This window comes from Neiella holothuriorum, assembly GCF_019457915.1.
GTDB lineage: Bacteria > Pseudomonadota > Gammaproteobacteria > Enterobacterales > Neiellaceae > Neiella > Neiella holothuriorum.
Genome location: NZ_JAHZSS010000022.1, coordinates 1 through 20,577 on the forward strand (window position 1 = coordinate 1; position 20,577 = coordinate 20,577).

The following is a 20,577-nucleotide window of genomic DNA, read 5'->3' on the forward strand; positions in this document are numbered from 1 at the left end:
AACAAGTGCACAAAAAAGCCAGCGTTGAAGGAACGCTGGCTTAATAAAAACCGTCAACTTATTTTAGGACGGCACACGCGTTAAAGAGGATGAACCCGTCCTTGGGAACGATCCAAAACGCTAGTTGCAATAGCGTCAAAGGTTGAGCACATACTGTTCCAATTTAACTAAGCCACTCATTTAAAATGGTTATTTTTCCGGCAAGTGCGAGAAATCAGCCCAATTTAAAATTTAGCGAACGCTAATGTAAAAATTACTGACAAGTTTTCATCTACATAAGCTACGACTTACGACGCCTTCCCTGCCAGAAACTATCATCGTTAAGCACCTTGTATTCATCTACTTCAACATCAAAGGTTTCATCCACAATCAGCGCACCATTCAATTCAATGGTCATACGCCAGTTCCCGCCTTTGTCATCGATCGGCGCCCAAATACAATCGCCAAGATAAAAGTGCCAGTCATTGTCACTAATAAACTCCTCACCTTCGAATGGTGGCATTACGTCACCTTCGTCATTAACTAGGTTGGGATGTTCAATGCGCCACACGATGCGGTGTCCTTTCGCTTTGCTGATATTGACGATTAGGCCAAACTCGACGTCAAGCTCAGCCAATACATGGCGGGTGAAGGACTTAATTTTAGGCAGCTGCTTGCTGGATGCATCAAATCCGTCATAAATTCCAGCGCTAACAATTCGAGAGGAGAACTTTGTCTTAGCCATAACACCGTGCCACAAGAAGAAAACCCGGCAATTATAGCGATCACAGCGCCAATATGGCAGCTATCAAGAGTAAACGCGCAACAACTAAAAATCCCCTGCAAGGCCGATACAGGAAAATATTCTGTGTAACCAAAAGGTAATTTAACGAAGAACTATGGCGGGGTTAATGACCACGTAGAACAGCTAATGTTTGGAGTCCGTTTAATATATTGATAGCAAACCGAACTGCTTCTGCCGCTTGCTCCAATCAATTCAGGCCGACAACACCAAGGTAAACACCCCGGTGAGTAATACCCAAGCTGCAAACAATAACTTAACCAGCCGTATCGACAGGCGACTCACTAACGAACGAGCAAGCAACCCGCCAATAACTGCACAAGGGCCAGCAAATAATACGACACCCCATTGAATTTCTTGGCTAACAAGTACGTGGTACGGTATTGCGCTCCAAACCGTAATGGCCGAAACGATCACGGCTGCGGCAATCGACATCGCTAAGTGGTAGCCGCGCAATATCAAATAAACAGCTAACAATTCCCCAACGCCAACGGACAGCCAAGCGGTGACCATCCCGCCGGCCAAACCAATCCAACTAATCATCCAACAATCGACGGCATTAATTTGGTTTCGCCACACCCCAGCCCCCCGCTTACAGCTGTAGAGGGTCATTAAGCCAAGGATGATAGAAAAAACGCTGAAGACTAAATGGGTAGCGGCCGGAGCTCGTATATGGGCGTATTGGCTAATTAAGGCGCCACTCACCGACCCAACTATGCATAAACCAATGATTTTTCCGAAGCTCTGCCAGTTGGCATGTGTGCGTTGGTGCCGTTGATACCCTAACCACCAAGACAGTGCACCTGCGGTCATACCAAAGCATTGAATAGCGAAACTTGTTGCCACTGACTGCGCTCCGGAAAATCCCAATTGATGGAACGCCGGAATAAATACCACCCCGCCACCGGCCCCAGTTGCGTTGGCAAAGACGGCTCCAATCAGGCCAAGTAAACTGAACTTTATGTGCTCGGTGACAAGAACGATTGGTTCAGGCAGCAATGCAACGCAAATTAACCACAGCACAGTGAATGCGGCGGCAAGCCATTTACGATTAATGTGTGCCAGAGCAGCTATCATCCAAAACCAATGAAAACGTTTTCTTTGATGTCGAATCTATCAACTGGTAATCATTGCGCAAAGCGAACATTGGCTTTTTGCCGTTAAACTGTGACACTCAGCAAGCAGCTAACAACCCACCATTTGCTCAACTGGAACGAACCGTTTGTCAAAATTGCCGCTATTTAACCCGCCTCGCCTGCTGCGAAATCGCCACCTACAAACGCTGTGGACACGGATAAGAGCACGCCGAAACAGACTCAATTATCGACAACAAACCTTGCTCGCCAGCGATGGTGAGCAACTGTTGTTGCATTGGGCTGCAAACATCACGGCACAAACAAAGACTATCGTCCTTCTACTCCATGGCCTTGAAGGCTCAGCAGAGTCCGATTACATCAAAGGCATGGTGGCCAATTTAGCGTCGCCAGAGCGCGTGCCTGTGGTGTTTGAATTTCGCGGTTGTGGTCAAGCGCCCAATCAGACTGAGCGCAGCTACCATTCTGGTGAAATATCAGACCTAAGCTGTGTACTCAGTTTCTTGCAACAGCACTATCCCACAGCAGCCATTCATGCGGTTGGCTTCAGTTTGGGTGGTAATGTATTGGTGCGTTATTTAGGAACTACCGGTAGCAAGAGCTTGGTTGAGCGTGCTGCTGTCATTTCAGCGCCACTTGAATTAGCCGCTTGTGCCAAGCAACTGAGCCATTGGTCTGCCTATATCTACAAACGATATTTGCTTAACTCGTTGGTGAATAAAACCATAGCGGCCTATCAGCACAAAAGCTGGCAGCATTTTCGCCCGCCTCACCCCAATCAGGTTCGTCGAGTTCGTAGCTTTTGGCATTTTGATAATCTTGTCACTGCACCACTTCATGGCTTTGATGGTGCCGATCACTACTATCAGCAATGTAGCGGCAAGCAATATTTGAAAGGCATACAACGGCCAACCTTAATTCTGCACGCTCAAGACGATCCGTTTATGAACAACGAAGTCATCCCTACTGCGGCGGAATTATCGAATCATGTTGATTATGTTTTGACCCGTCACGGCGGTCATGTGGGGTTTATTCAAGGAAGTTTGCTCAAGCCGGAGCATTGGCTTGAGCAAGTAGTACCCGATTGGTTGGCACGCTAGGCCACACCAATCGGAGCTGTGAGCGCGTTACTCTGCGCCGTCCATCGAATAGATGCGGCTGATGTCGTCAACGCCAGAAACAGTCACTTTCATATCGCGAATCAGGCCATTATCAAGGCCATAAATCCAGCCATGAACCGATAGCTCTTGGCCTGAGCGCCAGGCATTTTGCACAATGGTGGTATGGCAAACATTGGCTACTTGCTCACGCACGTTTAGTTCACACATTAGATTGAAGCGCTTATCCGTGTCTTCAATAGCTTCAATTCGAGCCTTGTGCGCGCGGTACACGTCTTTAATGTGGCGCAGCCAATTGTCAATTAAGCCGAATGACTCATTGCCCATTGCAGCCTTCACGCCGCCACAACCATAATGTCCAACCACCATGATGTGCTTCACCTTCAACACTTCAACGGCATATTGAATCACCGACAGACAGTTCAGATCAGTGTGCACAACCACATTAGCAATATTGCGGTGAACAAACACTTCGCCTGGCAGCAAGCCGACAATTTGGTTCGCCGGTACGCGCGAGTCAGAGCAACCAATCCACAGGTACTCTGGGCTCTGTTGCTCAGACAAGTTATCAAAAAACTCAGGATCTGCGTCGCTAGTACGCGCTGCCCACTCTTCATTTTGTTTAAATAATTGTTTGATTACTGGCATAAATCACCTGTTTCTAGTGCGACACTCAGTATATTCTGCAAGCCGGTTAAGTCACGTAAATTCAGACTGGTCAGTGCTCCCGCTAATTATAAGGATAATTGCGCTAAGCAATGCCGATATATTTATGGGTTTGGACCGACAAGCGCCAATTTCGTGCGATGCACGTATCCATGCACAAGCGCGTCGCTCTGGCTTTTTGGCTGATCGGCTGCAAACAAATAAAAACGTCTGAGTCAGAAAGCTCCACTTGTGCCAGCAGTTCGTCAAGATTATCTACATCTTGCTGACGAGCGACTGGGTGCTTGATTTCGTCTGCGCGATGCATTGCTTCTGCTAACACCGGCATACCGCCTTTCATAGCGATTTTAGGCGAAACGGTCACCCAGCTTTGCTCTGCCACTTGCACAGCAAAGGTACCACTGGTTTCGATTTGTACCGAATAGCCCTGCTCGATCAGTTGCGTGGTGAGCGCGGTCAAATCATACATGCAAGGCTCACCGCCGGTGATCACCACATGACGAGCAGCATACTGTTGCTCGTTGAATAAGCTTATGAGCTGTTCGGCATCAAGCCGACTAAACTGCGGCGAATCGAGCTTTTTAGTGAAAATGACATCATGAGCCACTTCATCGTCAGGTTCGACATCCCACGTGTGCTTGGTATCGCACCAGGCGCATCCAACCGGGCAACCTTGTAGGCGAACAAAGATTGCAGGCACACCAGCATGCACACCTTCGCCTTGAATGGTCTGAAAAACTTCGTTGACGGGATACTTCATGCTGCCGTTGGCTCCGCTTTTATGTAGAATGCGCGTCTTGTACAGGATCCTAGCAGCTCAGGCAAGAATATGAGTAACAAAGTCGTTGTGATTTATTCCGGTGGGATGGACTCATACACCGTATTGAACCGTGCCATCAAAGATGGCAAAGAAGTCCATGCGCTGACCTTTAATTACGGTCAACGGCATGTAAAAGAAATTGACGTTGCCAGCGCGGTCTGCAAACGTCTTAATGTGCCTCACCAAGTCATCGATATTCGTGCAATCAATGCATTGCTCGCCGGCAGTTCGCTGACCGATGATATTGAGATCCCTGAAGGCCATTATGAAGAACAAAGCATGATGTCGACAGTGGTGCCAAATCGCAACATGGTGCTGTTATCGCTGGCTATAGCTTACGCCGTATCGATGAAGGCAGAGGCGGTATATTACGGTGCCCACAGTGGCGATCATGCCATTTACCCAGATTGTCGTCCTGAGTTCGTCCACAAGATGAATGAAGTATCGCTGCTGGCCAATTATGAGCCGGTGGCTATTGTTACCCCTTACTTAAATAACTCTAAGATCGAAATCTTAACGGACGGTTTAAGCATGGGGTTAGATTACTCAGAGACTTGGACTTGCTATAACGGCCGCGAAAAGGCCTGTGGTAAGTGTGGCGCCTGTGTCGAGCGATTAGAGGCCTTTACCGAAAATAAGGCCACCGATCCACTTAGCTACGAAGCATAACCAGCAAACTAATCTAGTTTGCTAGTCTAATTTACTGACCAATGGCAAGGCTTGTTCGCCTTGCCATTGAAACATTTCCACCCCAGCACTGCTGCAGCAACCACCATCACATGCATCTGCTGATAATCGCTTTATTCGCCCGCGTTTAACCAGCAAATTCAGCATATCAGCAACCGCAGGCTCACTGGCTTTCAGCTCGCGCGCGATCATGGCTTGGCTAAGCGGCCCTTTGTCTTGCAGCAAAGCAACAAGATCATGCAGCATGAGCCAACACCTTCTGTTGACCAAACCAAGCTTTAATCGCGCTTGTCCGCATCAACAAGAAACTCAGCGCAGGTACCACTAAGGCGAACACACACAACAAAACAGAGCCGGAGCCATCAAGGATCCAATAAGCGCCCTGATAGAAGGCTGTAGCGCTACAATACGCCAACAACGTACTCCAAACACCGATAAACACCGCCCACTTCAGGCCAATTTCGCGTGCAATAGTACCGGTAGCGCTGGCACACGGAATATACATCAGCACAAACAGTAAATAAGCGAAGGCGCCAATCGCACCATTGAAACGTTCTTGCATTGCGGTATAGGTAGACTTGCTAACCTCTTGTTCTTCGGCCGCTAATTCGATGTCTTCGACATGGCCAATATCAATACCGAGAGGATCGAGCAAGGCGCCGCTAATCGCAACTAAGTTGCCAGTCACCGAGCCAACCGCTTCTTCCAAAGACTCCATCAAGGTAGCGGCTTCTTCATCACCGGCTTCGGCTTGATACAAGTTATTGAGCGTGCCGACCACAACTTCTTTTGCAAACACGCCGGTAAAAATACCAACGGTTGCTTGCCAGTTATCGTCTTCAATACCCATTGGGTAAAACAGTGGCGTGATGGTTTGGCTGACTTTAGAGAGCAGCGATTTATTCGTATCTTGATTGCCGAGCGTACCGTCTGTTCCCAACGAGTTGAGCAGCCCGATACAGGTAACCATGATGACAATAATCTTACCGGCACCAACCACAAAGCCTTTCAGCTTTTGCCAGGTTTTAAGCAGTACTGGCTTTAAATGTGGCCGTTCATAATTTGGTAGCTCAAGCACTACGCTAGAACTCTCTCCCGGCAGCAATGAGTGACGCAGCGCCAACCCAGTGAGGATCGCCATTAAGATACCGAGGAGGTACAACAGAAACACCATGTTCTGGCCGGTGCTAGGAAAGAAAGCGGCGGCAAATAGTGCATAAACAGGTAAACGTGCGCCACATGACATGAAATGCGACATGGCACTGGTGATCACTCGCTCAGAGCTTTGCTCCAAGGTGCGGGTTGCCATTACCGCAGGCACAGAGCAACCAAAGCCCATGATCATAGGAACAAAAGCCTGCCCCGGCAGGCCAAGTCGATTCATTAAACGATCGACCACCACCGCGGCACGCGCTAAATAGCCCGATTGCTCGAGCACGGTTAAGAACAAGTACAAACAGCCAATAATCGGAATAAAAGTACTGACGGTCTGAATACCGGCACCAACACCATCGGCCAGTAATGCGATAACAATCGCCGGAGCGCCAATAGACTCAAGCACTGATGCGGTACCATCGACAGCAATTGCGCCAACTGCAATGTCAAAGAAATCAATAAATGCGCCACCAACGTGAATGGTGAACATAAACATCAAATACATCACGCCTAAAAATACAGGCAGCGCTAACCAAGGATTTAGTACCCAGCGATCAAGTTTGTGACTGAACTGCTCTGCTGCGATGGTTGGATCGGTCACCACACTGCGAGCCACTTGGTTACACAGCTGGTAGCGCTTGCTGGCAATGTCTAACTCGATATCACCGGCAACCGGTTGTTCGCCACGGTAATGACGATCAATCAAGTTAACCAAAGCGGTTAAACGAGACTCCACAGCTTGCTCTGCTAGCCAGCTTTCAACATGCTCATCGTAATTCGGGATTAGTTTGGCAAGCTGGGGCTTTGCCAATAATGCAACCAGCTGCTCGAGATAACTTTGCGGTTGGGTACCATCAATTTCTAATACAGGCACACCAAGCTTCGCTTCTAACCCATTGTGATTGATGACGATGCCCTGCTTGCGGGCCACATCAGCTCGCGTCAGGATCACCACCATAGGGCGACCTAATTCAGCAAGTTGGGTGGTTAAATAGAGATGACGCTCGAGACAGGTTGCATCTAACACATTGAGCACGACATCGGGCGTTTCGTGGATCAGGTAATCCAGGGTGACGCGTTCATCATCGGAGCTTTGTTGCTGTGGGATCAGAGAATAAACACCGGGCAAATCAACTAGTTCAGCGACATACTCGTTATAACTTAGCTTACCTTGTTTTTTCTCAACCGTAATGCCGGGGAAATTACCAACGCGTTGCTTTAAACCGGTTAGTCCATTAAATAGTGTAGTTTTACCTGCATTGGGGTTACCAACCAGGGCAATACGCGTCATTTGGTTCAAGCTTGCTGTACCTCAATTGCTGCAGCCAAATCGCCGCGCAGCATCAGCTGAGTGCTTTTGACTTCAATTTGGCAACCGGCACCATAGGGCGCAGGTCTAACATAAGTAATACTGGCGCCCGGGATCACACCTAAATCCATCAGCTTGCCACGTGATGGTTGCTTGCAATCAATCGCGCGGACGACTGCTTTTTGGCTTGGTTTGAGACGATCTAAAGTCATTGAGCACCAACTTAAATGTAAACAAGAATCGTAATCAGTTCGATACTATAATACAGCTGTCGCTGATTCTAAATAGTTGAACATGAATCAACTCGGTCATGTAGCGTGTCCCTCGCGTCGTAAAACACTTTCACAACACCTGAACTCGGCCGTTAACCAATTGAAGGGAGCGCGAGGTGTCGACCAACGCTTCAACCCACAAAGACCATGCGATAATAGAAATTAATTTCGTTATATACCGCACAATTCTGAGTATAAGAGCCGTTCAACTTCATATTTTTTGATTTAGTGCAGCTTTTACGACTTTAATTGGCATAGTTATTAAAAAGATCGTTTTCCAGCAATAGCTTGGTATCATTTGGCTTTCTTTGCGTTTACAGGCTGTGTCACTTGCGCATCAAACATTCCAACGTCCTCTGGCTCAGCCTCATACCGATCATAGCCATTGGCCTGCATTTCCGGTGGCCGTCTAACGCGCCTTATTTAGCCATACACGCGAACCAACCTCTGAGCAGTCAATGGTGGACACTGATCTCTGCGCCATTGGCCCATACTAACGGCTATCATCTCGTCATGAACTTGATGGCTTATGTCATTATCGCGCAGCTATCAGATACGGCCCTGAGATCTTGGCGCATGCCTTTAGTAACACTATGCCTAGGCGCGTTGAGTAGCCTTGGTTTTATAATGGGTGATAGTGGCTTGACCAGCTTGGTTGGATTATCTGGCGCATTGCATGGGGTGGTGGCCTACTTGGTGATCCGAGAATTTAACTCGGCTCGATTATTTATGGCCGTACTGGCAACGGGATTAGTGATCAAACTAATCGCTGAAGGGTATTGGGGTGGCAGTGAGGTAACAAGTCAACTCATTGATGCTCAGGTTGCAACATCAAATCATTTAGTGGGCGCCATTGCCGGCGCCCTACTCGCAATATTACTGCAGTTAATTGTTCGTTCGAAGCATCAAGCAAGTGACTGATTAATTTGGTCAAGCACTTCAAGTGGTTGTTTTGCTTGGGTGATTGGTCGTCCAATCACCAAATAACTGGCGCCTTGCTCGATGGCTTTTTCCGGCGTCATGATCCGCTGCTGATCGCCAGCATCAGCACCAATAGGACGAATGCCAGGGGTGACTAGCAAAAAGTCATCACCGAGCCGGCTGCGCAACATACGGGCTTCCCTTGCTGAACAGACGACCCCATCAAGTCCAGCTTCTTGCGTAAGCGAAGCAAGGCGACGAACATGCTCAAATGGCTCGACCTTAACGCCTATATCGCGCATATCATCTGCGCTCATGCTGGTTAACACTGTCACAGCAATCAATTTGGGGGCATTGTCTCCATAAGGCTCAAGAGCCTTGCGAGCGGCTTCCATCATGGTCTTGCCGCCACTGGCATGTACATTCACCATCCAAACACCTAACTCGGCAGAAGCCGCCACCGCTTTGGCGACGGTGTTGGGAATATCATGAAACTTCATATCCAAAAAGACATCAAAGCCTTTGGTAACTAATTGGCGAACAAAATCAGGACCGAACAAGGTGAACATTTCCTTGCCAATTTTAAGTCGACAACTCTCTGGGTTTACTTGGTCAACAAAGGCTAGTGCCTGCTCTTGAGTAGGGTAATCCAACGCCACAATTACTTTTGAATCTGTCATTTAATCTGCTCGTCCTAATTCTTTTTTAAACCTTATTCACCGTCTAGCCCACGCACCGGCTTGGTTTCGCCCCAGCTTTTACAGGAAGGGCATTGCCATTGCAAGACGTTGCCAGCAAATCCACAGGAAAGGCAACGGTACTTGGGCTTCACTGCAAGCTGTTGACCGACCAAGTGCTGCAACATGACAAGACTAGCTTTCGCTTCTTGATCCATGGCTTTTGCCAAATGGTAGTCCATGTAATGAAAGAAACCTTTGAGTGATGGGTAACGCCTGAGCTGAGTGAGCTCTAACAGCTCTGCATCTTCAGAAAGATCTTGTTGTTTGAGCAACTCGGCTAATGAAATCACCGTAGATGCGCCCGCGCCACGCTCAACCGCTGTCATGAGAAAATGCTGCAATTGGCTTGTTTCGCCCAATTGACGGTAGCAATTTTCCAGCGGCACAATCACTTCCGACACCATATTAACGTCTTGATTCAGTACATGCTGAAGTTGCTCGATGGCAGTTTGGTATTGCTCTCTTTGCAAATACCATTGACCGGCCATAATGCTGGCCCGAACACAATTCGGATCAGTTCGTAACGCACGTTTGAATAGCTTGATGGCTTGGTCTGATTTTTCGGTTGGTAGCTCTTCGCCTAGTTGGCAGTAAAGCTGAGCAATTTGCTGGCCCATGCCACAGTCTGCGGGCAATCGCTCGGCATATTGAATGGCGCTTGGCCAGTCGCGCATACTTTGATAGATCGATACTAATTCTCGAGTGGCTTTCTCACCAATGTCACGCTTACCAGCAATGGTTTTATAAAGTGCTTCGGCCCGATCAAGCAAGCCAACAGCAGAAAAGTCCCGCGCCAATTCAAACACCGCTAAGCGGTGCTGCTCCTGACTTAAGCTGGTACGTTCAAGAATGTTTTGATGGAGTTTTATAGCCCGCTCTACTTCTCCACGCTTGCGAAATAAGCTCGCTAGGGCCATATGGGTATCAATGGTGTCGCTGTCGACTTTAATCATTTCGATGAATAAATCGACAGCTTTGTCAGCCTCGTCTGAGAGTAGGTAATTCAGGCCTGATACATATTTCTCTGATAGTTGCTGCTGTTGATCTTTTTGCTGTTGCGCGGCGCTACGGCGCCCCATGTACCAGCCATAGGCAGCAGCAACAGGCAACAAGAGGAACAGTAGCTCAAGCATAAGAATTAATCAGCCGCATCAATTTTGCGCTGAAGTTTACGAGTTTTTCGGAGTAATTGGCCGTACTTAAAACGTTGAGAAAAATAGCTCAGCGCTGTGGTTGCCCAGCCGAGAACAAAGCCAATCAACAGCACAGCAGCAACCAATGCGGGCAAAGAGATAGTCCCTTGCGCAATCAGATAGTTGACGGTTACCTGTGTATCATTCTGAGCACCAAAAGCTAAGCCTAGTACCACAAGCAATACGATAACGACGATGGTCAGAAACAGTTTCATAGATAAGTAACGGCTTTGTTAATCCAACGGATGACCTTGATTATTGCAAAAAAAAAACGGCACGCCTATTAGGCATGCCGTCTTCGATTGATTTCAGTGCTAGAAGCCACTAACTAAACGTTATTAACTCGCTCGCGAAGCTCTTTACCCGGTTTGAAATGAGGCACATATTTGCCTTCCAGTTCAACCGAGTCCCCTGTCTTCGGGTTACGTCCGACACGAGGTGCTCGATAATGCAACGAAAAACTACCAAAACCTCGGATCTCAATGCGATCACCAGATTCTAAGGTCGTTGCCATTTGCTCAATGAGCTCTTTGATTGCGTTTTCGACTTCTTTAGCTGACAGCTGCAACTGCTTGCTGGCCAGACGTTCAATCAGTTCAGATTTAGTCATACCTAACGTCACCGTCCTGTAATTGCCAAGTAATTGTTGCTGCTAGGGGGAGTTGCCTCCCCCGACGCATTAGCCTTTAGCGTTTTTGAAGGCTTCAGCCATGGCGTTAGAGAAACCAGCATCGCTAGCTGCGCTATCGCTATTGACTTTATCGAGAGCCGCTTTCTCTTCTGCTTCATCCTTAGCACGGATAGACAGATTGATTTGGCGGTTCTTACGATCAACACCCATCAGCTTCGCTTCAACCGCGTCACCTTCGTTCAACACCAAAGAGGCATCTTCGATTCGGTCACGAGAGATATCAGCTACGCGCAGGTAACCTTCTACACTGTCGGCCAAAGCAATTGTTGCGCCTTTGGCGTCAACTGCAGCAACAGTACCATTAACGATAGCACCTTTTTTGTTATCGTTCAGGTATTTATTAAATGGATCTTCGGCTAGTTGCTTCACGCCCAAGCTGATGCGCTCGCGCTCTGGGTCAACTTGCAATACAACCGCGTTAACTTCGTCGCCTTTCTTGTATTCGCGAACGGCTTCTTCGCCAGCTGCGTTCCAAGAAATGTCAGACAAGTGAACTAGGCCGTCAATGCCGCCGTCCAAGCCGATGAAGATACCGAAGTCAGTGATAGATTTGATCTTACCGCTAACCTGATCGCCTTTGTTGAATTTAGTAGCGAACTCATCCCATGGGTTAATTTTACATTGCTTAAGACCCAGAGAAATACGGCGACGCTCTTCGTCGATTTCAAGAACCATAACTTCAACGCTGTCACCCAATTGTACGATTTTCGCAGGGTGTACGTTTTTGTTAGTCCAATCCATTTCTGAAACGTGTACCAGACCTTCAACGCCTTCTTCGATTTCAACGAAGCAACCGTAATCAGTTAGGTTAGTAACGCGACCAGTCAGGCGAGTGTCTTGTGGGTAACGGTTAGCAATTGCTACCCATGGATCTTCACCCAATTGTTTCAGGCCTAGAGATACGCGAGTACGCTCACGATCGAATTTCAGAACTTTAACATTGATTTCGTCACCAACATTTACGATTTCGCTTGGGTGCTTAACGCGCTTCCAAGCCATGTCAGTGATGTGCAGCAGGCCGTCAACGCCACCCAGGTCTACGAAAGCACCGTATTCGGTTAGGTTCTTAACGATACCTTTAACTTCTTGACCTTCCTGCAAGTTCTCAAGCAGAGACTCACGTTCTTGGCTAGTTTCAGACTCGATTACTGCGCGACGAGAAACAACTACGTTGTTACGACGCTTGTCGAGCTTGATCACTTTGAATTCCAGCTCTTTGCCTTCAAGGTGCAATGTGTCGCGTACTGGACGTACGTCAACCAAAGAACCAGGCAAGAATGCACGGATGTTACCTACATCAACAGTGAAACCGCCTTTAACTTTACCGTTGATAACACCAGTAACAGTTTCTGCGTCTTCGTAAGCTTTCTCAAGAACGATCCAAGCTTCGTGACGTTTGGCTTTCTCGCGAGATAGCTGAGTTTCACCGAAACCATCTTCAACTGCGTCCAGAGCTACGTCTACAGAGTCGCCCAGAGCTACTTCAAGTTCGCCTTCGGCGTTTTTGAATTGCTCTGCTGGGATAGCAGATTCAGATTTAAGGCCAGCATCAACCAGAACAACACCGTTTTCGATAGCAACGATGGTGCCCTTAACAATTGAGCCAGGACGGGTTTCAAGTTCTTTTAAGCTTTCTTCAAAGAGATCAGCAAATGATTCAGTCATGTTTAATTAACTTTATAAAATACAAAAGTACCACCTAGCATCCTGCTAGTTGGGGCTGCTTCAAAATTACCGTCTGCATCCTTACAAACAGTACCCATTCGTAGGAACGTTGCCCTACACAATGTTCGTACCCTTCCTAGCTCAATACACCAACTAGAAAGGTAAAATAAATATGCTTTAGCTGCTGGTGTTAACCAGCTTAGATTGCGCGTAAGCCACAACCTGCGCTTCAACGTCATCCAATGAGAACTCGGTAGAATCAAGCTCCAGCGCATCAACTGCAGGGCGCAATGGGGCAACACTTCGATTCATATCCCGGTCATCACGGGCTTGGATGTCGGCTAAAATTTGCGCGATGTTAGCACTCTGACCGGCACTTTGCAACTGACTCACCCTACGTCTGGCGCGCTCTTCAGCGCTGGCGGTCAGGAAAATTTTGACAGGGGCGTCGGGAAACACCACCGTCCCCATATCTCGGCCGTCGGCAATCAGGCCTTGCGCGGTACGAAAAGCACGCTGGCGCTGCAATAGAGCGGCCCGAACTTTAGGAAACGGCGCAACTTTTGATGCCGCAGCACCCGTCTCTTCTGTGCGAAGCGTGCCGCTGACATCTTCGCCTTCTAAAATGACGCTAACCACTTCAGAATCTTCTCGCGTCTCAAACACGACATCTAGATTGGTCGCTAAGGCCGCTAGGGCTTCCTCATCATCCAATGCGATGTTGTGGTGAATTGCAGCCAGTGCTAGCACTCGATAGATAGCGCCACTATCTAATAGCTGCCAACCAAATCGTTTAGCAAGTCGCTTGGCTAAAGTCCCTTTACCTGATCCACTCGGACCATCAATTGCAATCATAGGTGCGGATAAAGATTGCTCAGCCATGAATAATTCCTTTGTGAGTTAGCGATGACGCCGCAATGAAGCGCGTTACGGCGGCACATTATAGAGCCTTACCAGATGCTTACAATGTCAGAATGATGAATTTTAGGAATCAAAAAAAGGCAGTCCTTAGACTGCCTGATTTACATCAATTTATTCGGGATTATTGCTAACACGATAAACCGGCTAAACGATCAAAATAGTCCGGAAAGGTTTTTGACGTACAGCCCGGATCATTAATGGTGACAGGCGTATCGGACAGTGCGACTAAGGAAAAGCACATGGCCATGCGATGATCGTTGTAGGTATCAATGGCGGCATGTTTAAGTACTGCAGGCGGTGTGATTTGAATGTAATCTTCGCCCTCTTCCACTTCGGCACCGACTTTTCGCAGCTCAGTAGCCATAGCCGCTAAACGATCGGTTTCTTTCACTCGCCAGTTATAAACGTTGTTAATACGCGTCACACCCTTGGCAAATAGCGCGGCTGTGGCAATTGTCATGGCAGCATCAGGAATGTGGTTAAAGTCCATGTCGACAGCTTTTAAGTCACCTCGGCGAGCAATGATGTAATCATCGCCCCATTCAATCTCTCCGCCCATCGCAGCAATTGCATCGGCAAATTGGATATCGCCCTGAATGCTATTTTTGCCAATACCGGTCACTTTGATTTCGCCGCCTTTGATAGCTGCAGCCGCAAGAAAATAAGACGCGGATGACGCATCGCCTTCAACCAGTAAGTCACCTGGTGATTGATACTGCTGTCCCGCTTGCACGGTAAACGATTGGTAATTGTCATGGCTGACTTCAACACCGAACTGAGCCATCAAATGCAAGGTGATATCGATATAAGGCTTCGAGACCAGTTCACCTTTGATCTCAATGACTAAATCATCTTTCGCCAGCGGTGCAGCCATCAGCAATGCAGTGAGAAATTGGCTAGAAATAGAGCCGTCAATTTGTACAGAGCCGCCGTTAAGGCCTGAGCCGACAATTTTAACCGGCGGATAGCCTTCATTTTTAAGATAAGTGACGTCGGCACCGAGGGCCTGCAAAGCATCAACCAAATGTAAAATTGGTCGTTCTTCCATGCGCGGCTCGCCGCCCAACACGATTTCACCGGCGCCAAGGGTTAAAGCTGCACACAAAGGGCGCATGGCGGTACCGGCGTTACCCAAAAATAAATCGAGTGGCGTTGAAGTCGTCAGCGGGCCACCATTGCCTTCTATCCAACACTCAGTTTTACAGTCAGAAAGACGATAATTGACGCCTAGTTGTTGCAATGCGTTTAGCATGTGACGGATATCGTCACTATCAAGCAAGTTGGTCAGGTGAGTTTCGCCGTGAGCTAAAGCGGCAAGCAGCAACGCACGATTAGAAACACTTTTAGAGCCAGGTAAGTTAACGGTGCCGTTAACCCGAGCTATGGGTTGTAGGGTCAGAGAATCCATGGAGTCGAATGGCTCCTAATTATGTGGAGAACAGAACATGGGCCGAACATCGTTCGACCCATCGACAAATAAAATTGGGCTGAGAGCTTACTGCAAAGCAAGCACTTTGCAAAGCGCCTCAAGGAAGCGTTGGTTTTCGTTTTCTAAACCAACACTCACTCGCAAGTGATTTGGCAAACCATAACCGCCAATTGGCCGTACGATAACGCCTTCTTGCAACAGTGCCTGATACACTTCAGCGCCGTCGCGTCCAACATCCACCGTTACAAAATTCGCTTTTGATGGAATGTAAGATAAACCCAGCTCATCAAAACGCTCGGTAAGCTGCAACATACCAACGCGGTTAATTTCAACTGACGCCGTTAGGTAGTCATCGTCATCAAGCACAGTTTCCGCTGCCGCCAATGACAGCGAGTTGCAGTTAAAAGGCTGCCGTACACGATTTAATACATCGGCAACTTGTGGGCTCGACACCGCATAACCGACGCGTAAGCCTGCCAAGCCATAGGCTTTTGAGAAGGTGCGAGTCACGATTAAATTTGGATAATGAGTTAACCAAGCCACCGATGGCGCACGTTCAGCTTTGATCACGTATTCGTAATATGCTTCATCAAGCACTACCAACACGTTGTTTGGCACCTTGTCGAGAAAATGCTTAATCTCGGTCGAGGTCAAAAATGTACCGGTCGGGTTGTTTGGGTTAGCGATAAAAATGAGTCGCGTGCGATCGGTAATGGCCGCGGCCATGGCGTCTAAATCGTGGCCGTAATTTTTTGCAGGAACTTGTACTGCCTTGGCGCCAATGGCTTTAGTTACCAATGGGTACACCACAAACGCATGTTCGGAGAACAGCACTTCATGCTCAGGGTTAACATAAGCACGCGCAATCAACTCCAAAACATCATTAGAGCCATTACCTAAGGTAATTTGTTCAGCTTTGGCTGTTAGCTTTTGCGCCAACGCGGTTTTTAAATAGAAGCCGTTAGAATCCGGGTAACGCGACAACTCATCCAGCTCATCAACGAGCAATTGCTTCACGCGATTGCTGATCCCCAGCGGATTTTCGTTACTGGCGAGCTTGACGATATTGCTCAGCCCTAATTCACGTTCCAATTCAGAGGTTGGCTTTCCCGCCTGATAAGGTTGCAGGCTTTGCACACCCGTGTTGGCCAACGCCAAAAAATCACAATTCATAAAAACTCCCAAACGAGTCGAAAATAAAATTACCCGTGAGTTCGTTCGAACTCTTTCATGAAATCAACTAAGGCGATAACGCCTTGTTCGGGCATTGCATTGTAAATGCTGGCGCGCATACCACCGACGATACGGTGCCCTTTTAAGGCGCGCAGACCAGCCGCCTCAGATTGGACAAGAAAATCGGCATTAAGTGCGTCGGAAGCTAACTGAAACGGCACATTCATCCAGCTACGGCTATCTTTGGCGACTTGCGAGCGATAAAAATCGCTTTGGTCGATGTAGTCATACAAGATGTTGGCTTTGGCTTCATTACGCTGTGCCATGGCCGCCACGCCGCCTTGCTCGAGCAACCATTCAAACACCAATGCCGCCAAATACCATGAGTAAGTTGGCGGCGTGTTGTACATGGAATCGAATTCGTCGGTCAGTTGGTAATTCAAGATCGCAGGCGTTTCTTTGCGTGCATAGCCTACTAAGTCGTCGCGAACAATGGCCACGGCCAAGCCTGACGGCCCAATGTTTTTTTGTGCGCCGGCATAAATAATGCCGTAGTCACTCACATTGATGGGGCGGGACAAAATGGTTGACGACATATCTGCAATAACAGGGGCGCCATTGCTAGCCTGCGGGCAGTGATTGAACTCTAACCCTTCAATGGTTTCATTGGGGCAAAAGTGCAAATACTTAGCCTGGTCAGCAACCTCAACAACCGATTGCTGAGGCACATGCCACAAGCCTTGTTCATCTTGATAGCTGCTCGCCACCACATCGGTTTGAATAAAGCGGCTGGCTTCTTCAACAGCTTTTTTAGACCACACGCCAGTATCAACAAAAGCGGCTTGGTCGCCCGGTTTCGTCATATTGAGTGGTACGGCAGCAAATTGACCGCGGCCACCACCATGCATGAACAGGACTTTGTAATTTGAGGGGATGTTAAGCAGCGTACGTAGATCGCGCTCGGACTTGTCGGCCATTTCAATGAAATGTTTACCGCGGTGGGAAACTTCCATGACCGAAGTGCCCAGTCCTTGCCAATCCAACAGCTCTTGTTGGGCCTTACGCATAACTGGGGCCGGCAACATGGCCGGCCCCGCGCAGAAGTTATAGATATCAGCCATGTGCTGACGTTTCTCCTTGCTCGTCAGTCGCCGATGCTAGCCAGATGACGATTCGACTAGCATTGACGCTTATTGAGCTTCTAATCTTCGCTAGTTTCACCTTCAGCTGATGATTCGCCTGGCTCGTCGCTGCTGACAGTAACATCTGCATCTGACGCTACGGCTTCTTCACCGTCAATCGTTTCGATGTCGTCTTCGTCAACTTCTTCGATACGCTGCAAGCCAACCACCAATTCATCGTCAGCAGTTTTGATTAGGGTAACACCTTGCGTATTACGGCCAACCAAAGACACTTCGTTAACGCGAGTACGAACGAGCGTACCGGCATTGGTGATCATCATGATTTCATCATTTTCATCAGCCTGAACCGCGCCAACAACTTTACCGTTGCGCTCACTCACTTTGATGGAAACAACACCTTGCGTCGCTCGGCTTTTAGCCGTGTACTCCGCCAAATCAGTGCGCTTGCCGTAACCATTTTCGGTAACCGTTAGAATCGGCCCGTCGCTATGCGGCACAATCAACGAAACCACTTGCTGGCCAGGTTGGAGCTTGATGCCCCGCACACCAGTAGCGGTTCGCCCCATTGGACGCAGCGCTAACATTTCTTCGCCGGTTTCCGGATCGATCTTCACTTCACCCGTTTCACTGTCGCGTGCTTTCTCGTTAAAGCGAACAACTTTACCCGCGTCAGAAAACAGCATGATGTCATTGTCGCCTTCAGTCAGCGACACGCCAATGAGGTGATCGCCTTCGACCAAGTTGATGGCGCGAATACCCGAGCTTAACGGACGCGAATAGGCGCTCAACGGCGTTTTCTTTACGGTACCAGTTGCCGTAGCAAACAAGACAAACTTGTCATCGGTGAACTCTTTAACCGGCAAGATGGCGGTAATTCGTTCATCTTCATTAAGCGGCAAAATGTTCACGATTGGCTTACCACGTGCTGTTCGGCTAGCGAGTGGTAACTGGAACACTTTCAACCAATAGACTTTACCGATACTTGAGAAGCACAGAATTTGATCATGGGTAGAAGCCACCAGTAGACGTTCGATGAAATCTTCATTTTTCATCTTGGTAGCGGCTTTACCTTTACCGCCGCGGCGTTGCGCTTCGTAATCAGCCAGCGGCTGATACTTCACATAACCTTCATGAGAAAGCGTGACGACAACGTCTTCTTCGGCAATCAAATCTTCAATGTTGATGTCATGACTAGCGGCAGTAATTTCTGTGCGACGCTCATCGCCAAACTGATCGCGAATAGCTTCCAGTTCTTCAACGATCACTTCCATCAAGCGGGCTGAGCTTGCCAAAATGTGCAACAACTCTGCGATTAGCTCGAGCAATTCACGATATTCATCAAGAATTTTTTCGTGCTCAAGGCCTGTCAGTTTGTTCAAACGTAAATCAAGAATGGCTTGCGCTTGGGCTTCGGTTAAGAAGTATTCGCCGTTCTCGCGGATACCAAACTCAGGCTCCAACCACTCTGGGCGAGAGGCATCTTGACCGGCACTTTGCAGCATGGCCGCAACATTACCCAGCGCCCAACCACGATCCACCAGTTGAGCTTTTGCTTCGGCTGGCGTAGAAGAGTGACGAATCAATTCAATGACAGGATCAATGTTGGCCAGCGCAATGGCCAAGCCTTCAAGGATGTGAGTCCGGTCGCGCGCTTTGCGCAATTCAAACACAGTTCGGCGAGTTACCACTTCACGGCGGTGCTGAACAAATGCTTCCAAGATACCTTTGAGATTGAACAGGCGCGGCTGGTTTTTATCCAGTGCGACCATGTTAATGCCAAATACGGTTTGCATTTGAGTTTGAGCGTACAAGTTGTTCAATACAACTTCGCCCACTTCACCACGGCGTACTTCAATGACCATGCGCATGCCGTCTTTATCCGACTCATCGCGCAGACCACTAATGCCTTCGATCTTCTTGTCTTTGACCAACTCGGCGATTTTTTCAATCAAACGAGCTTTGTTAACTTGGTATGGCAGTTCATGAACAATGATGGTTTCACGACCATTGTCAGCCGTTTCAATCTCGGCACGAGCACGAACATAGATTTTGCCGCGACCGGTGCGATAGGCATCAATAATGCCCTTGCGGCCACTGATAATGCCGGCTGTTGGGAAGTCGGGGCCAGGAATATGCTCAATCAGCTCTTCAAAGCTAATGTCTTCATTAGCAATAAGCGCTAAACAACCATTGATCACTTCCGTGAGGTTGTGTGGTGGCATATTCGTTGCCATACCAACCGCAATACCACTAGCACCATTGACCAGCATATTCGGAACACGAGTCGGCATGACTTCAGGGATTTGTTCCGTGCCGTCGTAGTTAGGCACGTAATTGACGGTTTCTTTGTCCAAATCAGCCAGCAATTCGTGCGCGATGCGCGCCATTCGAACTTCGGTATAACGCATGGCTGCGGCAGAATCGCCGTCGACAGAACCAAAGTTGCCCTGCCCATCCACTAACATATAACGAAGTGAGAAAGGCTGAGCCATCCGAACGATGGTGTCGTAAACGGCGGAATCACCATGGGGGTGATATTTACCAATCACGTCACCGACAACACGGGCGGACTTTTTAAAAGGTTTATTCCAGTCGTTGCTCAGTTCGTTCATGGCGAACAAAACACGACGGTGTACAGGCTTGAGGCCGTCCCGTACATCAGGTAGTGCACGGCCTACAATTACGCTCATTGCGTAATCGAGGTAAGAACTTTTCAGTTCGTCTTCAATATTGACGGGGCTGATCTCTTTGGCCAGATCACTCATAGACGCAAAATTCCATTAACTAATAAATAGCTAAA

Annotated in this window: 20 protein-coding genes; 3 read left to right on the forward strand and 17 right to left on the reverse strand. The window is 48.3% G+C overall.

Features of this window, described 5'->3' with window-relative positions; translation table 11 throughout:
- Positions 1-280: 280 nt before the first annotated feature.
- Both K0504_RS15075 and K0504_RS15080 read right to left on the reverse strand, forming a co-directional pair.
- Positions 281-724 (reverse strand): DUF3859 domain-containing protein, encoded by a 444-nt coding sequence (locus K0504_RS15075; RefSeq protein ID WP_220104984.1) that lies wholly within the window; start codon positions 722-724, stop codon positions 281-283.
- A gap of 252 nt (positions 725-976) precedes the next feature.
- Positions 977-1,858, reverse strand: a complete 882-nt coding sequence (locus tag K0504_RS15080) for a sulfite exporter TauE/SafE family protein (protein WP_220104985.1) — start codon at positions 1,856-1,858, stop codon at positions 977-979.
- Between the two features lie 145 nt (positions 1,859-2,003).
- Here K0504_RS15080 and K0504_RS15085 point away from each other — a divergent pair, with 145 nt between their 5' ends.
- Positions 2,004-2,975, forward strand: a complete 972-nt coding sequence (locus K0504_RS15085; protein WP_220104986.1) for a hydrolase — start codon at positions 2,004-2,006, stop codon at positions 2,973-2,975.
- A gap of 27 nt (positions 2,976-3,002) precedes the next feature.
- Here K0504_RS15085 and can read toward each other — a convergent pair whose 3' ends face one another.
- Together can and queE are read right to left on the reverse strand one after the other, a co-directional pair.
- Positions 3,003-3,641, reverse strand: coding sequence for a carbonate dehydratase (can, locus tag K0504_RS15090; protein WP_220104987.1), 639 nt, complete (start codon positions 3,639-3,641; stop codon positions 3,003-3,005).
- A gap of 103 nt (positions 3,642-3,744) precedes the next feature.
- A complete protein-coding gene (queE, locus tag K0504_RS15095) occupies positions 3,745-4,419 on the reverse strand; it encodes a 7-carboxy-7-deazaguanine synthase QueE (protein WP_220104988.1) in 675 nt (224 codons plus the stop codon).
- A gap of 69 nt (positions 4,420-4,488) precedes the next feature.
- Here queE and queC point away from each other — a divergent pair, with 69 nt between their 5' ends.
- Entirely contained in the window at positions 4,489-5,148 is a 660-nt protein-coding gene (gene queC / locus K0504_RS15100; protein ID WP_220104989.1) for a 7-cyano-7-deazaguanine synthase QueC, read from the forward strand.
- Positions 5,149-5,169: 21 nt separating this feature from the next.
- Here the strand turns inward: queC and K0504_RS15105 are convergent, their stop codons facing one another.
- From K0504_RS15105 to K0504_RS15115, 3 genes are read right to left on the reverse strand one after another with little or no spacing between them, the layout of a single operon-like run.
- Positions 5,170-5,412 (reverse strand): FeoC-like transcriptional regulator, encoded by a 243-nt coding sequence (locus K0504_RS15105; protein ID WP_220104990.1) that lies wholly within the window; start codon positions 5,410-5,412, stop codon positions 5,170-5,172.
- A complete protein-coding gene (feoB, locus tag K0504_RS15110; RefSeq protein ID WP_220104991.1) occupies positions 5,402-7,612 on the reverse strand; it encodes a ferrous iron transport protein B in 2,211 nt (736 codons plus the stop codon). Before feoB ends, K0504_RS15105 begins: the two co-directional genes overlap by 11 nt.
- A 5-nt stretch (positions 7,613-7,617) precedes the next feature.
- Positions 7,618-7,842 carry a FeoA family protein gene (locus K0504_RS15115; protein ID WP_220104992.1) on the reverse strand — a complete coding sequence of 75 codons (225 nt, stop codon included), beginning with the start codon at positions 7,840-7,842 and terminating at the stop codon, positions 7,618-7,620.
- A 390-nt stretch (positions 7,843-8,232) separates the two neighbouring features.
- On the opposite strand from K0504_RS15115, the gene rrtA reads away from it, so the two are divergent.
- A complete protein-coding gene (gene rrtA, locus K0504_RS15120; protein ID WP_220104993.1) occupies positions 8,233-8,823 on the forward strand; it encodes a rhombosortase in 591 nt (196 codons plus the stop codon).
- On the opposite strand, the gene pyrF is transcribed toward rrtA, so the two are convergent.
- From pyrF to gyrA, 10 genes are all read right to left on the reverse strand, one after another.
- Complete coding sequence (gene pyrF / locus K0504_RS15125; RefSeq protein ID WP_220104994.1) at positions 8,808-9,503, reverse strand: orotidine-5'-phosphate decarboxylase; 696 nt, start codon at positions 9,501-9,503, stop codon at positions 8,808-8,810. The two genes, rrtA and pyrF, sit on opposite strands and share 16 nt — an antisense overlap.
- 32 nt (positions 9,504-9,535) lie before the next feature.
- Positions 9,536-10,696 (reverse strand): lipopolysaccharide assembly protein LapB, encoded by a 1,161-nt coding sequence (gene lapB / locus K0504_RS15130; RefSeq protein ID WP_220104995.1) that lies wholly within the window; start codon positions 10,694-10,696, stop codon positions 9,536-9,538.
- 5 nt (positions 10,697-10,701) lie between these two features.
- Complete coding sequence (locus K0504_RS15135; protein WP_220104996.1) at positions 10,702-10,971, reverse strand: LapA family protein; 270 nt, start codon at positions 10,969-10,971, stop codon at positions 10,702-10,704.
- Between the two features lie 113 nt (positions 10,972-11,084).
- The gene (ihfB, locus tag K0504_RS15140; protein ID WP_220104997.1) at positions 11,085-11,366 is read right to left on the reverse strand and encodes an integration host factor subunit beta; all 282 of its coding nucleotides are present in this window, start codon (positions 11,364-11,366) and stop codon (positions 11,085-11,087) included.
- A gap of 69 nt (positions 11,367-11,435) precedes the next feature.
- Positions 11,436-13,112 carry a 30S ribosomal protein S1 gene (gene rpsA, locus K0504_RS15145; protein ID WP_220104998.1) on the reverse strand — a complete coding sequence of 559 codons (1,677 nt, stop codon included), beginning with the start codon at positions 13,110-13,112 and terminating at the stop codon, positions 11,436-11,438.
- Between the two features lie 177 nt (positions 13,113-13,289).
- Positions 13,290-13,994 carry a (d)CMP kinase gene (gene cmk / locus K0504_RS15150; protein ID WP_220104999.1) on the reverse strand — a complete coding sequence of 235 codons (705 nt, stop codon included), beginning with the start codon at positions 13,992-13,994 and terminating at the stop codon, positions 13,290-13,292.
- Between the two features lie 166 nt (positions 13,995-14,160).
- Positions 14,161-15,441, reverse strand: a complete 1,281-nt coding sequence (aroA, locus tag K0504_RS15155) for a 3-phosphoshikimate 1-carboxyvinyltransferase (RefSeq protein ID WP_220105000.1) — start codon at positions 15,439-15,441, stop codon at positions 14,161-14,163.
- An 87-nt stretch (positions 15,442-15,528) separates the two neighbouring features.
- Positions 15,529-16,635, reverse strand: coding sequence for a histidinol-phosphate transaminase (gene hisC, locus K0504_RS15160; RefSeq protein ID WP_220105001.1), 1,107 nt, complete (start codon positions 16,633-16,635; stop codon positions 15,529-15,531).
- A 29-nt stretch (positions 16,636-16,664) separates the two neighbouring features.
- The gene (gene serC, locus K0504_RS15165; RefSeq protein WP_220105002.1) at positions 16,665-17,756 is read right to left on the reverse strand and encodes a 3-phosphoserine/phosphohydroxythreonine transaminase; all 1,092 of its coding nucleotides are present in this window, start codon (positions 17,754-17,756) and stop codon (positions 16,665-16,667) included.
- An 80-nt stretch (positions 17,757-17,836) separates the two neighbouring features.
- On the reverse strand, positions 17,837-20,542 hold the full coding sequence (gene gyrA, locus K0504_RS15170; protein ID WP_220105003.1) for a DNA topoisomerase (ATP-hydrolyzing) subunit A: 2,706 nt from the start codon (positions 20,540-20,542) through the stop codon (positions 17,837-17,839).
- Positions 20,543-20,577 lie beyond the last annotated feature (35 nt).

Coding starts and splice junctions, on each gene's coding strand:
- K0504_RS15075 (WP_220104984.1), bottom strand. CDS start 724: ATGGCTAAGACAAAGTTCTCCTCTCGAATTGTTAGCGCTGGAATTTAT.
- K0504_RS15080 (WP_220104985.1), bottom strand. CDS start 1,858: ATGATAGCTGCTCTGGCACACATTAATCGTAAATGGCTTGCCGCCGCA.
- can (WP_220104987.1), bottom strand. CDS start 3,641: ATGCCAGTAATCAAACAATTATTTAAACAAAATGAAGAGTGGGCAGCG.
- queE (WP_220104988.1), bottom strand. CDS start 4,419: ATGAAGTATCCCGTCAACGAAGTTTTTCAGACCATTCAAGGCGAAGGT.
- queC (WP_220104989.1), top strand. CDS start 4,489: ATGAGTAACAAAGTCGTTGTGATTTATTCCGGTGGGATGGACTCATAC.
- K0504_RS15105 (WP_220104990.1), bottom strand. CDS start 5,412: ATGCTGCATGATCTTGTTGCTTTGCTGCAAGACAAAGGGCCGCTTAGC.
- feoB (WP_220104991.1), bottom strand. CDS start 7,612: ATGACGCGTATTGCCCTGGTTGGTAACCCCAATGCAGGTAAAACTACA.
- K0504_RS15115 (WP_220104992.1), bottom strand. CDS start 7,842: ATGACTTTAGATCGTCTCAAACCAAGCCAAAAAGCAGTCGTCCGCGCG.
- pyrF (WP_220104994.1), bottom strand. CDS start 9,503: ATGACAGATTCAAAAGTAATTGTGGCGTTGGATTACCCTACTCAAGAG.
- lapB (WP_220104995.1), bottom strand. CDS start 10,696: ATGCTTGAGCTACTGTTCCTCTTGTTGCCTGTTGCTGCTGCCTATGGC.
- K0504_RS15135 (WP_220104996.1), bottom strand. CDS start 10,971: ATGAAACTGTTTCTGACCATCGTCGTTATCGTATTGCTTGTGGTACTA.
- ihfB (WP_220104997.1), bottom strand. CDS start 11,366: ATGACTAAATCTGAACTGATTGAACGTCTGGCCAGCAAGCAGTTGCAG.
- rpsA (WP_220104998.1), bottom strand. CDS start 13,112: ATGACTGAATCATTTGCTGATCTCTTTGAAGAAAGCTTAAAAGAACTT.
- cmk (WP_220104999.1), bottom strand. CDS start 13,994: ATGGCTGAGCAATCTTTATCCGCACCTATGATTGCAATTGATGGTCCG.
- aroA (WP_220105000.1), bottom strand. CDS start 15,441: ATGGATTCTCTGACCCTACAACCCATAGCTCGGGTTAACGGCACCGTT.
- hisC (WP_220105001.1), bottom strand. CDS start 16,635: ATGAATTGTGATTTTTTGGCGTTGGCCAACACGGGTGTGCAAAGCCTG.
- serC (WP_220105002.1), bottom strand. CDS start 17,756: ATGGCTGATATCTATAACTTCTGCGCGGGGCCGGCCATGTTGCCGGCC.
- gyrA (WP_220105003.1), bottom strand. CDS start 20,542: ATGAGTGATCTGGCCAAAGAGATCAGCCCCGTCAATATTGAAGACGAA.